The following is a 21,757-nucleotide window of genomic DNA, read 5'->3' as shown; positions in this document are numbered from 1 at the left end:
GGAGCCGGCATGACCCAGCTCGTCAAGCGTCACCTGGCCATGCTGCGCGCGATTCCGCGTGCCCCCCGCAAGGTGACCGCCGCCGAGGTGCACCAGGCGCTGGAGGGCTTTGGATACAAGGTCACCCGGCGCAGCGTCGAACGCGACCTGCACACACTGGAAGAGGCATTCAAGCTGGAGCGCGACGAACGCAGCCGACCCATCGGCTGGCGGTGGCCCGTCGACGCACCCGGCATCAACGCGCCCGGCATGGACCTGGCCGAGGCCCTGGCCCTGGACCTGCTGGGCCGCCATCTGCAGGCCCTGGTGCCCGCGCCCCTGCTGGCCAGCCTGCAGCCGCGCCTGGCCGAGGCCCGCGCCCTGCTCGATCTGCACCGCGCCACCCCGGGCAGCCGCTGGCGCGAACGCATCGCCGTCATCGACGCCGGCCCGCCCCTGCAGCCGCCGGTGGTGGACGCCGGCGTGGTCGCCACCGTCCACGACGCCCTGCTGCATGGCCGCCAGCTCGAACTGGACTACCACAAGGTCGACGCCGCCCAGCCCCAGCGCTACCTCGCCCATCCCGTCGCCCTGGTCCACCAGGGCCCGGTCGGTTACCTGGTGGCCATGCTGTGGAACTACGACACCCTGGTCCACCTGGCCCTGCACCGCATGCGCGCCGCCACCGCGCTGGACGAAGAGGCCCGGCAGCCGAAGGACTTCGATCTGCAGCGCTACCTGCGCGAGGAAGCCGCCTTCGACCTGCCCGCCGAACGCCGCATCCGCCTGGAACTGCGCGTCGACGACTGGCTGCGCCGCCACCTGGACGAACGCCGCCTGGCTGACGACCAGCGCATCACCCCCGGCCCCGGCGACGGCCGCTGGACCGTGCGCGCCACCGTCCAGGACAGCGAGCGGCTGTTCTGGTGGCTGTGCAGTCAGGGGGGGAAGGTGGAGGTGGTGAGGCCGGTGGGGTTGAGGCGGAGGTTGGAAGCCGAGAACGATCTGACAGCGAGCTTGTATTGACCGTCTTCCTGAATTGCCTCGTGCTCTGTTACTTCCCTGCTGTACGTGTCGCGGCACTTTGCGCAATGAAGCCGTACCCTAGTCAACGGAAATCGCAAACATTTGTAAGCTCATTGTCTGGTCTATTGGTGTCGCTCATAATGCGTTTGACAGCACCCGCTGGGAAAAATTAGATCATTAAGTCCACATCGCTGATGAATTGGCGCAGCGATTCGACAACTTGATCCCGTGACTACCTTTACATCCAACATGGAACACCCAGAATGCTTGGGCTAACGCTACGAGAAGAATTCCGGGGCAAGCGCCTCAAGGGCACGGCCATCGAGCTGTCCAACGATCAGCACACGGGCGCGACCCAGATCGCAGCCAAGCAGTTTCTGGAGATCACCTATCCCACGCACGACCTGCTGAAAGGCATCGAGGCCGTCGGCCCCAGCCAGGGTCGCCCCGTGGTCGTGATCGGCGAACGCGGCCTCGGTAAATCGCACTTGATGGCCGCGCTCTACCACGCGGTAACCGACCCATTCTCAACCCGCTCCTGGCTCAATGCATGGGCCATCACGCTCGCTGATCCCAGCATCGGCAAGATCGCGCTGCGCGACGGGATGCACGTCATCGGCGAAAGCCTGCATCGCCACCGCTACAAATTCCTGTGGGATGTCCTGTTCGAGAACCATCCGCACGGCACCTTCATCAAGGGCAAGTGGGACGGCCAAGGCGCGTCCAAGACCGAAATCCCGTCTGACAAGCTCATCATCGAGTTGCTGGAGAACAAGCCGACGATGCTGCTGCTGGACGAGTTCCAGACGTGGTACGACGGCCTGACCAACACCAAGCAGTACCCTTGGAAGAACTGGGCGTTCAACTTTATCCAGATTCTTTCGGAGATCGCCAAGGAGCGCCCCGACCTGCTGGTGCTGGTGATCTCGGTGCGCAACGGCGGCAGCGACGCCTACCAGCAGGTGCATCGCGTCAACCCGGTCGCCATCGACTTCAAGGCGGGGGGCAGCGCCGAGCGCATCCAGCTGGATCGCCGCCGGATGCTGTTGCACCGCCTGTTCGACAACCGCCTGCAGATCGCCAGCGGCACCATCGAATCGCTGGTCGCGCAGCACGTCGCCGAATCCTTCCGCTTGCTCGACGTGCCGTCCGCCGAGCAGGAACGCAAGCGCCGGGAGTTCACTGAATCGTGGCCCTACGCGCCGCACCTGCTGCGCCTGCTCGAAGAACAGGTGCTCATCGCCACCGACGCGCAGGAAACGCGCGACCTGATCCGCATCCTCGCCAACCTCTACAAGAGCCGTGGCGAGGCTGTGCCCGTGCTCACCGCCGCCGACTTCCGGCTGGACGACGACACCTCGGGCATCGGCGCGTTGCTCGAAGCCGTCGCCAACCAGCACCACCGCACGCTGCGCGAGAAGGCGCAGCAGAACATCATCTCGGTGCAGGAGGCGCGACACGACCACGCCAGTGTTGCGCCACACCTGCAGGAAATCATCGGCGCACTGTGGCTGCGCTCGATTGCCGTAGGCAACCTCGCCGGAGCCGATCCCGCCACGCTGCAACTGGACATCACCCGTGGCAAGCCGGTGGACGACAACGCCTTCCAGGTCGAGCTGGCAACCATCGTCGAGAACAGCTTCAACATCCATCAGGACGGCACCAAGCTGCTGTTCCGCGAGGAAGAGAACCCGCGCGCCAAGCTCATGGCCTACGCGCGCAACGACAAGCTGTTCGCCGACGGCGCGGATCAGGCGCAGCTCGCCAAGCAGGTGCGCTACGTCATCGGCGGCAGCGACGAGGTCGCCAAGACCTTCCGCGTGATCGCCCTGCCCAAGTCGTGGGTCAACGATCCGTGGACGGCGCTTGATGAAGCCGAGCAGCCCGACAAATGGGATGACCGTCTGCCCATCCTCGTACTGCCAGAGGAAGCCGACAAGCTCGACGCCACGCTGGGCCGCTGGCTCAAAGACCAGTTGCAGAAGCGCCGCAACACCGTGCGCTTCCTGCTACCGCGCGCGGGCAGTACCAACGCCTTCATGGATCGCGACCTGCTCATCCTTGCCCGCGCCGAAATGAAGGCGCAGGAGTGGGGCGGCCAGAACCCCGAATACAGGAAGCTGCACAAGGAATTCGAGAACACCCTGCGCGACAACCTTAAGAAGCGCTTCGACCGCTTCGCCGTGATGCAACACTGGAATTTCGCCGACCCCGCGCAGTGCAAATTTAGTGTCGAGCGTCTCGACAAGCAGGGCTCGCAGATTCCCGAAGCCATCGAGGAGGCGCTGACCGGCGACCTGTTCGTGCCGGAGGACTTCGAGGATCTGGTGCTCGAATACGCCAGCAACAACGAATCGGTCGGCAAGCTGCTGCGCGAGCTGCAGGAGCCGCGTCCGGCCGGGCAGGACTGCATCCCTTGGCTGGGCGAAACGGCGATGAAGGAACGCCTCCTGCGCCTGTGCGCCAAGGGCAAGGTGGCCATCAACGTGCGCGGCATGGAGTTTCTGCAAACGAACCCGGGCGAGGACGAGGACAGCGCGTGGCGGCGTCTGCGCCCCAAACTCTCGCTCACGGGCCGTCATCTTGATGACGTATTCGTGCTGCTGCCGTCGGCGGTCCCTGCCACGGCCGGGACCGCTCCGTCGATACTCCCAGCGGCCCCGGGCGGGGGGCTCTGGAACGGTGGTGGCGCACCCCCAACGGGTGTTTCCAGTCCTGCGGATGTGGCAACGCCGATTCCCGCCACCGCCCCGGACGCGATCTTCAGCGGCGACGGCGGCACCACCAAGCCGCGCACGCCTCTGTCGAACCCCGCCACGTCGCCGCTCAACCTGATCGGCAAGATCGAAGGCTGGGGAATTGGCCCGGCCACCAAGGTCGCGGAGGTGTCCATCAAGGTATCCGCGGCCACCGGGGCGCAGCTCAAGGAACTGCTCAAGAAGCTCCCCGAAGGGATGACCTTCGAGCTGAATCTTGAAAAGGAGGACGATTGATGGCCCTGACTGCCAGCGCCTTGCAGGCCCTGACCCAAGGCTCCGACGCCGATGCTTGGCGCGTCATCGTCGATCAGGCTATTGAGATCGCCAAAAAGCCGCTGGCCGCAGGCAATGCGGCCAGCGAGGTCGTGCGGCGCGACCGCGAAATCGGCGCACTGGATCTGTTCCTCTCCTCCAGCGGCTGGGACTTGTGGCCAGCCTTCGGCGACAGCGTGGAACGTACCTCGGAACGCTTGATGCGCTGGTGGGCCGAACCCTTCAGCGCCAAGGCGGTGCTGATCCTCGACGGCCTTTCCCTGCGCGAGCTACCGTGGCTGTTGCAGGGCGCGAAGGAGCGCGGCTTCACCACGCACGAGGTCGCTGCCTGCGCGTCCGAACTGCCCGGCGAAACCGATGAATTCGCCCGCGCGCTCGGCTTTGCCAGCCGCAGCAAACTCCAGAACAACGGTGGTGGTCTCGCGCACAAGCTGCAAGCCGCCAACACCGAAACCCTGGACTTGCCGTGGAAGGACTGCGAAGCGCTGATCAACAGCGCGCCTAACCAGATTTTCTGGCACCACTGGCCCGACGCCAAGCTCCACGACGGCTCCGGCGCAGGCCAGGGGCTGGAGCCGCTGACCAAGGACGTGGCCGAGCAGTTGTCCAGCGATGACTTCTGGGCCTTCGTCGAGCGCCTCGCTACCGGGCGGCGGCTGGTCATCACCTCCGATCACGGCTACGCGGCCACCGGCTACTTCCCTGACGCCGACGGCGACGTCGGCCAGTTTCTCAAGCAGACGTTTGGAAGCTCGCGCAGCAAGGCGGGAACTGGCGACACCGGCCCCTTCGTGCCACCCGTGGCATTGCAGATAAACAGCCCTCACGGCGCGCACTTGTTGGCCCTGGGCCGTAGGAAATGGCGGAGCCAGGGCGGCTACCCGACGCTCACGCATGGTGGCCTGTCACTGCTGGAAGTGCTGTCGCCTTTCGTGGAACTAACTCGATGAAGAGCGAGTTTCTGGAAAGCGAACTGGAGTTGTATGTTCAAAGGCTCCTTGTTCATGAGTTCTACAGCAGCGGCAACCGATACCGGATGCTGAAGATTTCACCTTCTGAGGAGCGACTGAAGGGCTACGACGCAATGATCGTCGGTTTGACGCCTTTCTATTGTCAATTCAAGACCTCCGACTTTGTACGCCGAGGTAATCTGCGTAAGAGCAGGGATGCCTTCTGCAAATCCAGGAAGTGGCCGACATCGCCCTTCTACTCGTTTGCGTTGAGAGTTCCGAACGATTCGAGCGATAAGAAGAATCCGAAAGTCTGGCAGCACAATGTGCTTCATGCATTGTGGAAGTCGAATCCCACAGCAGTGGCCTATGTCGCCCCAGCATTCCATACCAAAACCGAAATGGAGTTGTTGGAGCCGCCCCAGTTCTACGCGGGCTGCATATGGCACGACCATCATTACCATTGCTCGAACATTTCAATCAGGAAAGTTGCAGTAAACGGTCGCGACAGATGCCGGCTTCCGTTTTTCGATCGGCTGATTTCAATACCGCCGCACATGCCGGTAAAGCACTTGAAACATAGCTATGCGTTCACTTCACATCGCGACATTACTTTCCACAGTGACCCGGAGTCAGTGGAGAATGGAAGGCCGTTCGGCGAAGCCCTGGAGCTGTTTGTCAAATCGTCATCGGAGAGTAAGGGGCTAGCAGGGCAACGCGAAGTAGAGGTAGGTCGTATTCGATCCATGCTTGGAGACCTTGGGAGAGACGCTAATTTTCTGAACTCCTTTCTCGCGTTTGGCCTCTTTCAAGCCGGATTGAACGCAGGAGACGTTGGGGCGAAAGCAACAAGATCTTGGAAGACGGCGACTTGGTTGCAGCAACACATTGCCCTTTCTGCATCTCTGCAATCTTATTTCGGAATCTCCACGCTCGGCCTGTTGGAGGTAGAGGAGAAGTAATGGCCACCAAGAAAGAACTACTCCAACAAGAAGTCGCCAAAGCCGTTGGCGCAGGCAAGGCGGTCGCGCTCGAGACGGTCGACTTCAACGACCCGAGCCGTCCCAAGACCTGTCTCGAGGTGGACTTCCCGATCCTGCCGGTCAATCAGGTGGCGATCATTGAAGGCAATGCGGGCAAGCCGATCTACCAGATGTCGAAGTGGTGGGCGCGACGGCGTTCCAGCGTGTTTCGCTCGATGCTGATCGCAGCGGCCACCAAAGCGCCGGACGACCCGTCGCACGCGGCCAAACTGGTGTGGGACAACTACTACGCCAACCACCAGAAGAAAGGTGCGTTCAAACACCTGAAGGTGGCGGACATCTTCATGGGCGGCGGTACCACGCTGGTCGAAGGCTCGCGCCTCGGGATGCAGATGGTCGGCAACGACCTCAACCCGGTCGCGTGGTTCGTGGTCAAGCAGGAACTGGCCAATGTCGATCTGGAGCAAGTGAAAAAGCTGCTCGCCGACATCGAGGCAGAAGTGAAGCCGCAGATCATGCCGTACTACTACTGCGATGGCCCGCAGGGTGAGAAAGGCAAGTGGACGCACCTGCCCAGCAACAAGGCGATGCCTGCCGACTTCGACGCGCTCACCATCCCGCGTGACGAGCGCAAGGACTACCGCTACGAAGGCCCGGAGATCATCTACACCTTCTGGGCCAAGCACGGGCCCTGCCAAGTTACGGGCTGCGGCCACCGCACGCCGATCATGACCAGTCCGGTAATGGCGGTGAAAACGCTCACCGTCAAGCATTGGGTGCATACCTGCGGCAAGTGTGGCGAGAGTTTCGACGTGGAGGAAGAAGCCGCGCGCATGGCACCCGATGCGCCGTTCTACGTCGCGCCCTCCGAAGCGCCGTACTCCGTGCTCGACCGTAGGAAAGGCGTGATCTGCCCGCACTGCGGCCATTCCGCGATGGTGAATTTGGGCAAGGGCAAGAACAAAAAGGTGGAGCTGAGCCTGCTGGTGCATCCGCAATGGCTGGCGGGCGAGGCGAAGCAGGATGCCAACGGCCAGCCTTACGGCGGCTCGGCGCAGGACGACGTGGCGGCGACCACGCGCTGGGATTCGGCGCGCGCGGCAAAGATTCGCCTGCTGGAAGTGCGCGGCATGGAAACCGTCATCGAAATTGATAGGAACGGGCTGGAGAAAGAGAAGAAGATCATCCCAAAGCTCGTAACGTGCCCAGAGACTGGCGTCGCGTTTGGATCCGGTGATGGAACGGTTCCGAAGAAGTCGCACTACACATGTATGGCCCCGACCTGCGGCACGGTGCAGGATGTGCTGACCACCATTAAGGCCACGGGCAAGACCGGGCCGATGGCCGCCTACGCGGTCCAGGGCTACGCGCCGAAGCGCGATGACGCAGGCAAACCCTACAGCGGGCGCTTCTTCGCTTCCTACGATGTGGGGCACGCACGGCAGTACGACGCCGCGTTCGCCGAATGGGAAGCGCGCAAGGACGCCGACCTAAAGGACTTCTGGCCTCGAAGCGCAATTCCTATCGGCGCAGAAATTGGGCCGCACGATGTGGAGGGACATCACCATTCACACTGGTGGACGATGTTCAACCCACGCCAGTTGCTTGTTCACGCCCAATTGCTGAAATCCATTGTCAACGTCGGGAGTTACGATTGGAGCGTGCGCGAGTATGTGCTCGCGGCATTCCAGCAGTATCTTCGGAACCAGTGCATGTTCAGCTTCTGGAATTCTCAGCGAGATACGCCTGAGCCAGCATTTGCAGACAAAGGATTCCAGCCCAAACATCTGGTGATTGAAAACTGCGTGTTTCCGAAGCTCGGGCGTGGCAACTGGACATCCAGTGTGGAAGGCATTGTTGAAGGACGAACATGGGCGCAGCGCCCTTGGGAAGTCGTTAGTGCAGAGGGATTGAAGCGAAAGGATGCTGCACTGACAGGAATTATCGCTGGCAAGAGCGAGAAAGTGTTTCTGGCCGATCCGGTGGCAGAGTCCGAAGTGTTTTGCGGCTCATCCACGGAGCTGACGCAGCTTTCCGATGGTAGTTTCGATCTGGTCATCACCGATCCTCCGTTTGGCGACCTAATTCAGTATTCGGAGCTCGCCGACTTTTTCTATGTTTGGCTTCGTCTCGTTCTGAACGGGAAGTATCCAGACATATTTGGCGGCGAATATTCGCCCAAGTCTCTTGAGGCCGTGGCCAACAAGTTCCGTGAGCCGGAGGACCCCAATGGCTTCTACAAGAGGCTACTGTCCCAGTGCTGGCGCGAGGCACACCGCTTGCTCAAACCGAGTGGAATACTGGCCTTCACCTTTCATCATAAAGAGGATGAGCCGTGGGTGGCGGTCCTGGAATCCCTGTTCGACGCGGGCTATTACCTAGAAGCGACGTATCCTATTCGGTCTGATGAAACCAAAGGCGAAAAGGCAGAATTTGGCTCTCAAAAGATTGAGTACGACATCATCCACGTCTGCCGCAAGCGCACCGAGGAACCCAAGCCGGTGAGCTGGGGCCGGATGCGTCGCGAGGTGATGGCCGACGTGCGCCAGTTGCAGGCGATGCTGGAGAACCACGCCAAGGAAGGTCTGCCTGCAGCCGACATCCAGGTGATCCGGCGCGGCAAGGCGCTGGAGTACTTTTCGCGCCACTACGGCAAGGTGTACGTGGACGAAGGCCGCACGATTTCCGTGCGCGACGCGTTGGTGGGCATCAACCAGCTCATCGACGAGGATGCCGACAAGGGCAAGGAAGCGCCGCCGGTCAACGCCGAGCCGATCACGCGCCAGTTCCTGCGCACCTTCGGCAACGCGCCTGAGCTGAAGCGCGATCAGTTGCAGAAGTTCCTGAAGGGCTCGATCACCACGCCGGACGAGTTCGTGCAGCGCGGCTGGTGCGCGGAGAAGAACAAGGTGTTCACCCGCATCAATCCGCTGGACTTTGCCCGCGAGTGGTCGGGCAAGCATCGCCGCAATCTCAAGTCGGATCTGGATCAGGCGCTGGTGCTGATCGGCGCGTGCTTCGACGGCAGCGGCATCAATGCCTCGGACACGCTGAAGAACGAGAACTTCAAGCCGCACGTCGCGCTGAAGCCGCTGCTGGAATGGCTGCACCGCAACGGCCCGGATCAGACCACCCGCAACGCAGCCTCGCGCGCGGTGTCCATCCACAACGCATGGCACGCGAGCCAGGCACCCCAGCCCGCGCAGGGATCCTTGTTCGATGACGATGGGGAGTACGAACAATGAGACAACTGCGCGACCCGGTCTGGCAGGTGCGCGGCACCAGTTGGGTGTGGGACGAAGAGGCCCGCAACCAGATCTGCGCAGCCAGCGAGGTCTGGAGCCTGCGCCAGTTCCTCCGTGCGAAGGGAAGCTGGCCGGACGACCTGCCCAGCAATGGCGGCAGGACGTTGGTGGTGGCTGGGCTGGATGGCAGCCTCGATCTGCTGACACCGGGCGATGCCGAAGCGTGGCTGGGCGATGCGATCAAGCCCGCCATCCTGTCCTTTCAGGACGAATGGGGAAGCGATGGCGCGCTGGTCTTCTGGCTGCCCGGCGGCCACAGCCGCGTCAGGGCGAATACCGCCACCGATGAGGTGGGTTGGCTATGCCACGCGCCCCACGGGCATCAGATCGACCTCGGCCGCATCTTGTGGGGCCAAGCCAACGAGTACCCGCAGGAGATTCTGCTGCGCGACGGCGGTAGGCCCGCTGGCTTGTTCCATCTGCGGATTACTTGAGGGCGGCTGAGTGACGGCAGAAATTGAGTTCCAACCTGGCGAACGCATCACTCACCACGAGTACGGACAGGGTGTCGTCCTCGACCTGGCGCGTGACGGCTATTTGCGCGCGTTCTTCGGCGTCGGCGAACGCCGGGTGCCGGTGGCGTCGCTGCGGCGCGAGCTCACTCGCACCGAGCGCATCCTGCGCGCCGTGGATGGCGGCGCGGAGCGGTCGCGCAAGGCGTGGCTGTCCTACGAGGCGTACGCGCTGCCGGTGATGGAAAGCGCCTCGGCGCTGACCTCGGCCAAGATCGACCTGCTGCCGCATCAGGTGGTGCTGACGCACCGCATCGCCACCGCCTCACCCCGGCGCTACCTGATCGCCGACGAGGTGGGCTTGGGTAAGACCATCGAAACCGCGCTGATCCTGCGCGAGCTGGCCAGTCGGGGCGAATTGACCCGTGCCCTGATGGTGGTGCCTGCGGGCCTCGTGAACAACTGGCACCGCGAGCTGAACGAGGTGTTCAACCTCGACTTCGAGGTGTTCGGCTCCGAAGGCGACATCACCGACCGCAAGACCAACGCTTTCGCCAAGCACGATCGGCTGATCGCCAGCATCGACACACTGAAGCGCCCGGCGCGCATCAAGCGCCTGCTGGATGCGCCGCGCTGGGATCTGGTGGTGTTCGATGAAGCGCATCACCTCACCGCCTACAAGACCGGTGGCAAGGTGCGCAAGACCGAGAACTACAAGCTGGCGGAGGCGCTGAAGGATCACTCGCGTGACCTCGTGCTGCTGTCGGCCACGCCACACCAGGGCAATCACTTCCAGTTCTGGATGCTGGCGCAACTGCTGAACCCGACACTGTTCCGAAGCCCCGAGGAGATGTTGGAGGAGCGGCACCGGCTCAACACGGTGATGTTCCGCCGCACCAAAGCCGACGCCTGTCAGCCCGATGGCTCGCCGCTGTTCGCACGGCGCTGGGTTCACACCGAATCCTTCGTGCTGAGCCAGGCCGAGCGGCTGTTCTACGAGAAGCTGCGCGAGTACTTGGAGGACGGCTTCGACCTTGCGCGCCGCCAAGGCAACCAGGGGCGTGCGCTGGGCTTCCTGATGGCCATCTTCCAGAAGATCGCGGCATCGAGCTTTGCTGCCGTGCGCCGCACACTCAAGCGCCGCCTGCTGATGCTGACGCTGCACGAGGCGTTTCTGCGCGACAAGGAACTGGACATCGAAGGCCGCGAGCGCCTGACCGAGGAGGCGCGCGAGCTGATCCACGAGGAGTTCGGACTGCGGCGCGACAGCATCGGGCGCAGTGAGGTGGACCGCGTGCTGGCCGATCTGAAGTACCGGCTGGTCAAGAAGCTGGACGAAGAGGCGCTGGAAATGGCCTCTGACCCTTACGCCAGCGAATATTCGTCCTCGCACGCCGAGGAAGCCGCGTCTGCGGTAGTGGATCTGCATTTGCCGGAGGAGCGCCTGCGCATCGGCGACCTGCTGCGGGTGTTCCCGGCAGAGCGCGAAACCAAGATGCAAAAGCTGCTCGACGGCTTGGGCACGCTGTGGCGTCAGAACGCCAACGAGAAGATCGTGATCTTCGCTACCTACCTCGGCACGGTGGACATGATCGCCCGCGAGATCGAGCAGACCTTCCCCGGTCAAGGCGTTGCTGTGCTACGGGGTGGCGACCACGGCGCGAAGGTGGCGGCGGAGCGGCGCTTCCGCCTGAAGGACGGCCCGCGCGTGCTGGTCTGCACGGCGGCGGGGCGCGAAGGCATCAACCTGCAGTTCGCGCGCGTCTTGTTCAATTTCGACCTGCCGTGGAATCCGATGGACATGGAGCAGCGCATCGGGCGCATTCATCGCTACGGCCAGAGCCATACCGCGCAGGTATACAACCTCGTTCTTTCGGACACCATCGAAGGCCGCATCTTCCTGCTGCTCGACGAGAAGCTGACCGAGATCGCGCGCACGGTCGGCAAGGTGGATGAGCAGGGCAATGTGGCCGAAGACCTGCGTGCGCAGATTCTGGGCCAGTTGTCGGAACGCTTGAATTACGACCGCCTGTATCAGGAGGCGCTGTCCGACCCGGAGCTGAAGCGCACGCAGGTGGAGCTGGAGGCGGCGCTGTCGAACTCCCGCGAGGCGCGGCAGGTGGTATTCGACCTGTTCCAAGACCTCGACGGATTCAGTCTCGACGACTACAAGCCCTTTTCGGACGTGTCGTCCAGTCTGGATCGATTGGTGCGTTTCCTCTCGGCGGCGGTCGCGGATCGCCAACAGAAGCTGGTCAAGGTGGACGATGCCACCTACGACCTCGTCACCGTCGAAGGCACGCGCCGCGCCCGCTTCACCCTGAGCCGCGAAGCTGCCACCAATCAGGACGATCTGCAGCTGATGGGCTTGGATCACCCCTTGGTGCAGGACGAATTAGGCCGCTGGCGCAGCTTGCCGCCGGAGGAAGTCGGCATCGCCGTGTCCGGCGACGTCGACGAGCCGGTACTGCTGTCGCTGTGGATGGTTGAAGCATCCGCTGGCAAGGGCGAGCGCCGCGTGGTGGTGCAGCCCATCGCTGTCAAGCAGGACGGCACGCGCGTTCCAGCGGTCGAGCGCCTGTGCGAGAAGTTCCTCCAAGCACCGCCCACTACACCGCTGTTCCGGCCCGAGCAACGGAACGATCTGTTCACCCACGCCGTTGAGCCGACCCTGCAGAGGGAACTGAGGCACAAAGGAGCCGCGAATGGCGATGGCGGCTATTCAGCGGAGCTGATCGGGTACGTCGAGATCTTGAGTAGGGCTGCCTGAAGCGGTCGCGCGACAAAGGTTTGAAGAGGGCAAGACAGAGAACTCGGCACGCATAGAAAACCACAAGTACATCATCGAAGAGGCCTTCAAGGGGGGGGGCGTCTAGGTCGTCCCGGACTGACAGGAAATCCTGGGCGATTCAATGATGCCGTATGCCTATTCTGCAAAAAGTTGCGCGACGTTCTCATACTTGCGTTGTTCGAGAATGGTTAGAACCCTTCGTACGGGCCTAATCTTGACTGCCTCGAAAACATCTTCATCCTCTTCGTTACCATAGGCGTCACAAGAGAATTCCGGTGAGTTTTCCAGCGTCGCATACACGCCAAGGAGGGAAGTATCCGCAAAGACAAGCCAGTGAGCGGGGGCTAGTGTTTCGTTGATCCAAGTTTCCAGCGCCGCGAAAAGGGTTGCCGTCTTCTCCTTTAGCGGCGCAGTGGTCGCGGCGGTCTCTCCGGCTTGTTGGTTAGGGTTGGCCGCTGGTGCATGCGGTCGCTTAACAATACTCCATGTTTCCCAGGCCGAGTGCCGCTGGTAGCGTGTTCGGTGAACCTCTACTTGCACGCTTCCAAGACCAACAACTATCAATATTTGCTTGGTCACACCGACCAAGGAATATATTAGACTTTGGCACTGATAATCGTAGAAGCTTGGCTGGAGAGCGAGCTTGGTCCGGTTGTCATCCAGCCAGTACATGAATGCCATTTGAAATTCATTCATAGAATATCTCCGCATTATGGAGAGCTGGTGGGGGCAACTCAGTCTTCGGAGGAGCGAACACATTCCGACGACTCACCGTCTTGGGCTGCCTGCAACTCTCAGCCCACCAGCGGGTTTGGCAACTACGCGGGAAGGTTCGCAGACTAGCGGAGGCAGCGAAGACTGTCTCCAGACCTTGGCGCAGTTGCACTTGGGGGGGGGGCGGCGCTGACGAGGCAGTGCAGCGTGTCCTGCGCGAGCAGGCAAGACTGGATGGAATCGGTTCCAGCGCCCTTCGCGCGCGCCGGCCGGGGGAATCCGCTAGGAGCGAGATACCGGATAGCGTGGCAGGCGCAGGCGCAGGCGAAGGAGAAGGTGGAACAAAGAGCTTTTGAAGGCCCTCCTCACCCCCCAAACCCATCCCCAAACACCCCATCCCCCCGCAGCCGCAGGACGTGCACGCGGTAGTTGCCCTGGTTGTTGGCGACCCAGCCGGCCAGGACCAGGCGGCCGTCGGGCTGGATGGCGATGTCGCTGGCGAGGTTCTCGGTCTCGCCGCCGACGCAGATCGGGGTGCAACTGTTGTGCGTGACGGTGCCGCCGTTGCCGAAGGCGGGGTCGGGTTCGCCGTCGGGCAGCAGGCGGGCGACGGCGGCGTCGTTGTTGCCGGGGGCGGCTTCGGCGAGACCGGCGAGGACGATGCGGCCCTGGGCGTCGCGGGCCATGGCGACGGCGGAGTCGGTGAAGGCGCCGCCGCGGTCGAAGGGCACCAGGACGGCGGGCCAGGCGGGGTCGGGGCTGCCGTCGGGCAGCACGCGCAGGCAGGCCATGTCGGTGTTGGCGGGGCCGTTGACCTCGGCGAAGCCGCAGGCCAGCACGGCGCCATCGGGCAGCTCCACCACGTCGAACACGCGGTCGGCGCTGTTGCCGCCGACGGCGAAGTCGAAGGACATCACACCGCCGGTGCCGAAGCCGGTGTCGAGCGAGCCGTTGGCGTTCAGGCGCGCCAGGGCGAAGTCGCCGCCGTTGCCGCCCCCCGGCGGCACGCTGGCGCCGGCCACCAGGATGCGGCCGTCGGCGAGCGGCAGGACGGTGGAAGGACGGGCGTTGAAGCCCGGGCCGAAGTCGATGACGGCGCGGCCGTCGCCGTCGAAGCCGGTGTCGCGCTGGCCGTTGGCGTTGAGCCGGGCGACGCCGAACGTGCTGCGGCCGTCGGCCAGCTCGACCACCCCGGCCAGCAGGATCTTGCCGTCGGGCTGCAGGGCGATGCCGGTGCCCTGGTCGTTGCGACGGCCGAGCGGACCCAGGTTGAATGGCACCAGCACCTTGCCGGCGGTGCCGAACGTGTTGTCGGCCTGGCCGGCGGCGGTCAGCCGCACCACGGCCAGGTCGTCCTCGTCGGCCGCGGCGCCGGCGGCGTGGCCGAACAGCAGGATGCGGCCGTCGGGCTGCACGGCCAGGTCGATCAGCACGTCCTCGCCATTGCTGTCCGGGCGGTCGAAGCCGATCGTCCGCGCGCCGCCGCTGGCCCAGGCGGTGTCCAGGCTGCCGTTGCCGTTCAGCCGCAACACGCCGAAGTCGGTATCGCCGTTGCCGTTGATCACCGGCGCCGCGACCAGCATCCGGCCATCGGCCAGCAGCGCCACCCGGACCAGGCCCGCGGTGCTGATGAAAAGCCCACCGGGAAAGCCGTGCACGACCTTCCCGCCGTTGCCGAAGCCGGGGTCCAGGGCGCCATCGCGGCCCAGGGCGGGGCCGGCGGCCAGGGCGGCCAGCAGGCCGGCAAGCAGGCAGGGCAGGGCGGACAGGCGGAGGGTCGGGGGCATGGCGGGGGTTCCGGCGGGGCGATGGGTCTGGAATCGTCGAACGGCATCGACGGGGGCCACGGTTAGGCGGCGTGGCGTGGAGCGGGGGTAGGACCCAGTTCGGTTCTTCCCTTGACGGGGCCTGGACATGGGGTGGATACGGCTTATGCATAAGTCATAACGCTTGATATGACTTATGCGTAGGACTAGTCTCTCGGCATGGCCCGTTCCCCTCCAGTCCGCAGCTATTCCCGTTACAGCCTGCAGGCCTTGCGCCTGCTGGGTGACTTGCTGCGCGCCGCACGCATCGAGAAGGGGCTCGGGGTACAGGCGCTGGCCGAGCGCGCCGGCATCTCGCGCGACCTGCTGTACCGCATCGAGAAGGGCGACCCGCGCTGCGGGATCGGCGTGGTGTTCGAACTGGCCGCCATCCTGGACGTGCCGCTGTTCGAACCCGGCCTGGACGCGCTGCGGCAGCGCGGCCGTGAGGTCCAGGCTCGGCTGGTCCTGCTGCCCAGGGCCGTGCATGCCGGGCGCGGCGAGGTGAAGGATGACTTCTGAGCGCGACACGCCGCGCGAGGCCTACGTGTGGACCTGGCTGCCGGACCGCCCGGACCCCGTGGTGGCCGGGCGCCTGTCCGCCACCGGCCTCGGCCTGCAGTTCAACTATGGCCGAAGCTGGCTGGAGCGTGCGGACCGCGTGCCGCTCTACCTGCCCGAACTGCCATTGCAGGCCGGACTGCTGCCGCTGGCCGGCGGCCTGGCCATGCCCGGCTGCCTGCGCGATGCGGCGCCGGATGCCTGGGGACGCCGGGTCATCCTCAACCGCCTGCTGGGTCGCGCCGGGCGCGACGCGGATACCGCCGTGCTGGACGAGCTGGGCTACCTGCTCGCGTCGGGATCCGACCGGATCGGCGCGCTGGATTTCCAGGCCTCGGCCACGGAGTACGTGCCGCGCGAGGACGAGGGTTCGTCGCTGGAGGCGCTGCTGGACAGCGCGGCGCGCGTCGAGCGTGGCGAGCCGCTGCCGCCGGCCCTGGCCCTGGCCTTGCAGCACGGCACCTCGATCGGTGGCGCGCGGCCCAAGGCCACGCTGGCGGGGGAAGGCCGCCGCTGGATCGCCAAGTTCTCCAGCAGCGGCGACGTGCAGCCGATGGTGAAGCTGGAGTTCGTGGCCATGCGCCTGGCCGCGCTGGCCGGGCTCGAGGTCGCGCCGGTGCGGCTGGTGCAGGCCGCCGGCAAGGAAGTCCTGCTGGTCGAGCGCTTCGACCGGGTCCGCCACGCTGACGGCCGCTGGCGGCGCCGGGGCATGGTGTCGGCGCTGACCCTGCTGGCGCTGGACGAGATGCTGGCCGCCTACGCCAGCTACGAGGACCTGGCCGAGATCGTGCGCCACCGCTTCGAGCAGCCGCGCGAAAGCCTGCGCGAACTGTTCGGCCGGCTGGTGTTCAACATCCTGTGCGGCAACACCGACGACCACGTGCGCAACCATGCCGCGTTCTGGGATGGCGCCCGCCTCTCGCTCACGCCCGCCTACGACATCTGTCCGCAGGCGCGCACCGGGCAGGAGGCCACCCAGGCCATGAAGATCCTGGGCGAGCAGCGCTTCAGCCGCCTGGACCTGTGCGAGGCGGCGGCGGCACGTTTCCAGTTGTCGACGGCGCAGGCGCGCGGGCTCATCGACGCGCAACTGCAGCAGATCCATGTCCACTGGCGGGCGGTCTGCGACGAGGCCGGCCTGGGGGCGGCGGAGCGCAACGCGCTGTGGGGGCGGCAGTTCCTCAATCCATTCGCCTTGCAGGGCTACCCGGCGACCTGAGGTTCCCTGCCCTTGCGGTGCCGCGTTGCGCGCTGCCCGGCGATGCGGAGGGCGTACGAAGCCGGGCTGGCCGGGTTCGGTGCGCGGGGACCGGATGCTCCAGGCACGGTGCTGCCCGCGAACGCGCCGCGCACCCCCTCACCAATGCCCGGTCTGCGACCCCGCCTGGCTGTTTCGCCAGTCAGGGGGGCGTTGGCGAGGAGATCGCCGCCAGGAGCCGGCCCCCGATCGTTCGACGGAATCGACAGGAACGCCTGACGTGTCGATCCGGACGCGAAAAATCGACACATCCCGGCGATATGTCGATGAAGGCGACACGTGCGACGACCCGGCTGCTTCCGGCGCCTGGGCAAACGGGTGCACGCAGCCGACCGTTCGAACTTAGGTCTCAACAGGTTTGACGCCGACGCGCAGGAACTCATTCAAACGCAGAGCGATGCGCGCTCTGCGTTCGCGCAGAAAGTCGTCGTATGAGTCGACCGAAAGGAGTTCGGCCTCAATGGGTATGCACTGCGCGTCGAAAGCGCTCTTTCCATTCTTTTCTATAAAGGCATGAAGGTAGGTGTCAGGGGCCTTGTCGCTAATTTGGCGATTGGTCCTGCCGGAAATGAAGGATAGGTTTGAAATATCGTCTGCGGCCCGTGCTGGGCGGTTGGCCGACCTTAGTATCGCTTTGGGGAAAATGTGATGAAACTGGAGTCGATGGTGTGCGCCCCTGTGGTCAAGAGATATTCGGAGGTTTGATCTCCAATCCCTGGCGCCAGCATCAGAGAACGCCAAGAACATGGTCTTGAAAAGTGCGCTACGTTGATTGCGTCCTTCAAGCTCTTCCGGTGCGATGTCGAGCCGACCGACCTGAAGTCGCAATCTATCTACCAATCCTGCCGTACCGCCGCCCTGCCGAAGCGAGGCGAGGTCTTGGTCCAAGAGGGTTTCGCTTGAGCCGCGCGAATAGCGGCCCTTTGCATTTGCGACCAGTGTCCAAAACCGTAACTCTTCCGCTTCCTTCGGAGACAAATGGTAATCACGCTTATGTCCGAAGTATGCCAAGGTGATGAGAATGAACGGGGAGGACAGCAAAGTCGGACTCGCAACCCCAACGTTGCTGCGCATGAAGTTGAGGGCGAAATCCATGCCTTTTCGGCTTTCCATCCACGCTGACTGGAGTACATCAATACTCAAGTTTCCGACAGTTAGAAAACGTGACTGCCCCGTCGCGAAGGCAACCATGTTCTTGAGGAAGATGCCCAAATCAAGTGCAAACCCAAGGTTTGCACATTCAGTTCGGTAGGATTGAAACATTGAAAGTGAGTTGCGCCATTTTGCGGTAATCTGCGCAAGGGCGAGGTCAGAGCTCCTCAGCTTGGCGCCCAGAGAATTTACCCTAACGAAAATCTCGGTGACCTCGTCGTAACTGAGCGAGCTTTCCAGAACGTCCATGCGATACACGTACTTTCTGATATCTCGCAATCGGGCGAGTCTCTGACTGTACTTCTCCATTCGCGGGTCATCCATACTGGTGATACCCGCCTTCTTCAAGAACTCTTTGTCGCTGGAATTCCTAAATACGTCTGAAACCTTGACCCATTGAGGCAATTGCTCAAGCTTTTTTGTCGCAACGACAAAGGTCATTTTATTGAAACGAGCCATCAGCTCGTCTTCAGAAGAGTCGACGTTGTCGCCCTCATCCGTGCTGCCGTCTTCATCGACATCCGAGTCTTCATTTACTTCTGTAACGAACGCCAGCTGCTCGGGATGTTCTAGATTGAAGAGCAACTCAATAGGCTTTTGACGGCCGCGAACTTGGACAGGGGCCCCACGCACTACGGCCGAAAGAGAAGTCAAGCGTTGCTGGCCATCGAGAAGCAACTGAGTTGACTGGTAGGGATTGGGTTGCTGCGAAACTGCAAAATCCTGCAACGGTACAGCCTCGTGAGTCTGCCAAAGTAGAATTGCGCCAGACGGATAGCCTCGATATAGAGAGTCCATCAAGTCGCGGACTCTGGGCGAGCGCCATACGTAGCCACGCTGCATCTCGGGCAACCGCAAACTCCCGCGTTCAATCATATTCACCAGTTCGTCAACCGTTGCTTCCGCCTTTGCCACTTACATTCTCCATCGCTTTGGGTGATGCGCCGAGGAGAAGGGAGCGCCTCCCGTTCCCTAAAGGCAGCAAGGGTCCGCACAGGACTTGCTACACCGCCGCCAGGCTCCTGCCCAGCAGGCGCTGCGCGGTCTCGACGATCCTTCGCCGCTGCAGCAGCATCTGCCAGCCGCGGCCGCCGAGCTGGCGCCACAGGGCGGCGCTGCGCAGGGCGGCCAGCAGGTTGGCGCGGATGCGCTCGACGTTGGCGGCTTCCTTCAGCACCAGCGGGTTGCCGGGCACGCGGATGCGCGGGGTGAGGGTGGACAGGGTGGCCAGGTAGGCGCCGGCCAGGGTCTCGATGGCCTCGGGGCTGTCGGCCTGGTCGATGGCGATGCGTTCGGCGGCGGCTTCCAGGCGCTGGCGCAGGTCCTGCTGCATGCGCGGCTCGCGGCTGTAGCGGCGTTCCAGGTTGACCACGGTGGCGGCGACGCGGACCAGCTCGGGGTCGCGCTGTTCGCCGCGGATCTGGGCGATCAGCACGCGCAGGCCGGTGCGCACGCCGGCCAGGCCGCCGTAGATGGCGTCCGGGCTGTCGGCGGAAAGGCGCAGCACGCTGGCCAGGCTGGCGGCCTGGGCGGCGGGGTCGCAGCGGCCCTCGCGGGCCACCGACAGGGCCAGGTGCACGGCCTGCACCAGGCCGGCCAGGGCCAGCACCTGGGCTTCGCTGCGGTCGAGCGCGCTCATGCCGCCTGCGCCAGGCCGCCGTAGGCGGCGTCGGTGGCCTCGATCACGGCGCCGCCCAGGCAGACCTCGCCCTGGTAGAACACCACGGACTGGCCGGGGGTGACGGCGCGCTGCGGCTGCTCGAAGCGCACGCCGAGGGTGCCGTCGCCGTGGACCTGCACCTGGCAGGCCTGGTCGGCCTGGCGGTAGCGGGTGCGGGCGGTGCAGGCAAACGCCGCGGCGGGCGCGGCGCCGGCCACCCAGCTCGCCTGGCTGGCGCTCAGGGTGTGGCTGTACAGCAGGGGGCTGTCGCCCTGGTCCACCCACAGGATCTGCCGGTCGCTGTCCTTGCCGACCACGAACCAGGGCGCGCCGCTGCCGCCGGCGCGGCCGCCGACGCCCAGGCCCTGGCGCTGGCCCAGGGTGAAGAAGTGCACGCCCGGGTGATCGCCCAGGACGACGCCGTCGACGCTGCGGATCTGGCCGGGCTGCGGCGGCACGAAGCGCGCCAGGAAACCGCGGAAGTCGCGTTCGCCAATGAAGCAGATGCCGGTGGAGTCCTTCTTGGCGGCGGTGGCCAGGCCGGCCTCGCGGGCCAGGGCGCGCACCTGGGGCTTTTCGAGCTCGCCCAGCGGAAACTCGGTGGCGGCCAGTTGCGCCTGGCCCAGGGCGTGCAGGAAATAGGTCTGGTCCTTGGCCGTGTCGGCGGCGCGCAGCAGGCGCCAGTCGCCGTCCGGGCCGCGGCCGGTGCGCGCGTAGTGGCCGGTGGCGATGGTGTCGGCGCCCAGGTCCTGGGCGTGCTCCAGGAAGGTGCGGAACTTGATCTCGCGGTTGCACAGCACGTCCGGGTTGGGCGTGCGGCCGGCGCGGTGTTCGGCCAGGAAGTGCTCGAACACGCCGTCCCAGTACTCGGCGGCGAAGTTGCGGGTGTGCAGGTCGATGCCCAGGGCGGCGCAGACGGCGGCGGCGTCGGCGGCGTCGGCCTCGGCCGGGCAGGTGCCGCTGGCGTCGTCCTCTTCCCAGTTCTTCATGAACAGGCCGGCGACGCGGCGGCCGTCGCGCACCAGGCGCAGGGCGGCCACCGAGGAGTCCACGCCCCCGGACACGCCCACCATCACCAGGCCGTCGCGCGCCGCCATCTCAGCCGCCCACGCAGGCCAGCAGGGACAGCGGTGCGCGCTGGCCGGCCAGGTGATCGTCCAGGCTGCGCTGCACCAGGGGGCTGCGCAGGGCGTGGCCGGTGGCCAGCTCGTCGGGGCGCAGCCACAGGGCGCGGACGATGCCGGCGTCCAGCGGCCGGTCCGGCTCGTGCGCCAGCGGCCGGGCGGCGAAGGTGAAGCGCAGCACCGGCTTGCGGTCGGGCGGGTCGGGCCAGTGGTAGACGGCGACCAGGTGGCTGGGCTCGACGCGCCAGCCGGTTTCTTCCAGGGTCTCGCGCACGGCGGCGTCGATCAGCGACTCGCCGGGCTCCAGGTGACCGGCCGGCTGGTTGACCACCAGGCGGCCGCGCACGCGCTCCTCCACGAACAGGAAGCGGTCGCCGTCCGGCACCACCGTGGCGACGGTGATCCGGGGCAGGGCGGCGGCGGGGGCGCGCAGGGCGCTGGCGATCAGGGCGGTTTCCACGGGGCGATGGTACCGAATCGCTACCGGCGGGGGCATGACCGGGCTGCGGCGGGCGCGTTCGGCAGCGCGGCCGTGGCGCATCTCGCTCTGCAGGGAGAACCCTCTCCCCCGGCCCCTCCCCCGCCTCGCGGGGGAGGGGAGAAGTGCGGCGCCGCGGCGAGCAGCCGCTGCTCCTGGCCGCAGCGCGCGCAATGCGCCCAGCGCCCGCTGCAAGCCCCTCTCCCCCGGCGAGAGGAATTGGGGAAAGCGCGCAATGCGTCCAGCGCCAGATGCAAAGCCCCTCTCCCCCGGGGAGAGACACCCGTCCAGGCCGCAGCGCGCAATGCGTCCAGCGCCCGATGCAAGCACCTCTCCCCCGGGGAGAGGGGTTGGGGAGAGGGGCCCCAGGCCCCAGGACACCATCCGGAAACGCCAGGAAGGGTTGGGGAGAGGGGCCCCAGGCCCCAGGACACCATCCGGAAACGCCAGGAAGGGTTGGGGAGAGGGGCCCCAGGCCCCAGGACAC

The 21,757-nt window shown here is 64.7% G+C and carries 15 protein-coding genes; 9 read left to right on the top strand and 6 right to left on the bottom strand.

The annotated features are described in order from the left end of the window. Positions 1-9: 9 nt before the first annotated feature. The 7 genes from KF823_12260 (at position 10) to KF823_12230 (ending at position 12,497) form a co-directional block, all read left to right on the top strand. Positions 10-1,005 carry a WYL domain-containing protein gene (locus tag KF823_12260; protein MBX3726676.1) on the top strand — a complete coding sequence of 332 codons (996 nt, stop codon included), beginning with the start codon at positions 10-12 and terminating at the stop codon, positions 1,003-1,005. Between the two features lie 263 nt (positions 1,006-1,268). Next, a complete protein-coding gene (locus KF823_12255; protein ID MBX3726675.1) occupies positions 1,269-3,998 on the top strand; it encodes a DUF499 domain-containing protein in 2,730 nt (909 codons plus the stop codon). Next, positions 3,998-4,987: a hypothetical protein gene (locus tag KF823_12250; protein MBX3726674.1), complete on the top strand. Its 990-nt coding sequence runs from the start codon at positions 3,998-4,000 to the stop codon at positions 4,985-4,987. Before KF823_12255 ends, KF823_12250 begins: the two co-directional genes overlap by 1 nt. Continuing rightward, a complete protein-coding gene (locus KF823_12245; GenBank protein ID MBX3726673.1) occupies positions 4,984-5,949 on the top strand; it encodes a hypothetical protein in 966 nt (321 codons plus the stop codon). The genes KF823_12250 and KF823_12245 overlap by 4 nt, the downstream gene beginning before the upstream one ends. Further along, on the top strand, positions 5,949-9,215 hold the full coding sequence (locus tag KF823_12240; protein MBX3726672.1) for a DUF1156 domain-containing protein: 3,267 nt from the start codon (positions 5,949-5,951) through the stop codon (positions 9,213-9,215). Before KF823_12245 ends, KF823_12240 begins: the two co-directional genes overlap by 1 nt. After that, on the top strand, positions 9,212-9,709 hold the full coding sequence (locus tag KF823_12235) for a hypothetical protein (GenBank protein MBX3726671.1): 498 nt from the start codon (positions 9,212-9,214) through the stop codon (positions 9,707-9,709). Before KF823_12240 ends, KF823_12235 begins: the two co-directional genes overlap by 4 nt. 10 nt (positions 9,710-9,719) lie before the next feature. Next, positions 9,720-12,497 (top strand): DEAD/DEAH box helicase family protein, encoded by a 2,778-nt coding sequence (locus KF823_12230; GenBank protein ID MBX3726670.1) that lies wholly within the window; start codon positions 9,720-9,722, stop codon positions 12,495-12,497. Between the two features lie 156 nt (positions 12,498-12,653). On the opposite strand, the gene KF823_12225 is transcribed toward KF823_12230, so the two are convergent. Further along, complete coding sequence (locus tag KF823_12225; GenBank protein ID MBX3726669.1) at positions 12,654-13,214, bottom strand: hypothetical protein; 561 nt, start codon at positions 13,212-13,214, stop codon at positions 12,654-12,656. Positions 13,215-13,597: 383 nt separating this feature from the next. Continuing rightward, positions 13,598-15,019, bottom strand: a complete 1,422-nt coding sequence (locus tag KF823_12220; protein ID MBX3726668.1) for a hypothetical protein — start codon at positions 15,017-15,019, stop codon at positions 13,598-13,600. Positions 15,020-15,217: 198 nt separating this feature from the next. On the opposite strand from KF823_12220, the gene KF823_12215 reads away from it, so the two are divergent. Next, positions 15,218-15,559: a helix-turn-helix transcriptional regulator gene (locus tag KF823_12215; protein ID MBX3726667.1), complete on the top strand. Its 342-nt coding sequence runs from the start codon at positions 15,218-15,220 to the stop codon at positions 15,557-15,559. Next, complete coding sequence (locus KF823_12210; protein MBX3726666.1) at positions 15,549-16,817, top strand: type II toxin-antitoxin system HipA family toxin; 1,269 nt, start codon at positions 15,549-15,551, stop codon at positions 16,815-16,817. Before KF823_12215 ends, KF823_12210 begins: the two co-directional genes overlap by 11 nt. A 381-nt stretch (positions 16,818-17,198) precedes the next feature. Here the strand turns inward: KF823_12210 and KF823_12205 are convergent, their stop codons facing one another. From KF823_12205 to KF823_12190, 4 genes are all read right to left on the bottom strand, one after another. Beyond that, entirely contained in the window at positions 17,199-18,923 is a 1,725-nt protein-coding gene (locus tag KF823_12205; protein MBX3726665.1) for a DUF262 domain-containing protein, read from the bottom strand. An 88-nt stretch (positions 18,924-19,011) separates the two neighbouring features. Next, positions 19,012-19,647 carry a high frequency lysogenization protein HflD gene (gene hflD, locus KF823_12200; GenBank protein ID MBX3726664.1) on the bottom strand — a complete coding sequence of 212 codons (636 nt, stop codon included), beginning with the start codon at positions 19,645-19,647 and terminating at the stop codon, positions 19,012-19,014. Next, the gene (gene mnmA, locus KF823_12195; GenBank protein ID MBX3726663.1) at positions 19,644-20,741 is read right to left on the bottom strand and encodes a tRNA 2-thiouridine(34) synthase MnmA; all 1,098 of its coding nucleotides are present in this window, start codon (positions 20,739-20,741) and stop codon (positions 19,644-19,646) included. The genes hflD and mnmA overlap by 4 nt, the downstream gene beginning before the upstream one ends. A gap of 25 nt (positions 20,742-20,766) precedes the next feature. Further along, complete coding sequence (locus tag KF823_12190) at positions 20,767-21,288, bottom strand: NUDIX hydrolase (protein ID MBX3726662.1); 522 nt, start codon at positions 21,286-21,288, stop codon at positions 20,767-20,769. Positions 21,289-21,757: the final 469 nt, after the last annotated feature.

It is taken from the genome of Lysobacterales bacterium, assembly GCA_019634735.1.
GTDB lineage: Bacteria > Pseudomonadota > Gammaproteobacteria > Xanthomonadales > UBA2363 > Pseudofulvimonas.
This window is presented reverse-complemented; position numbering and strand designations above follow the sequence as displayed.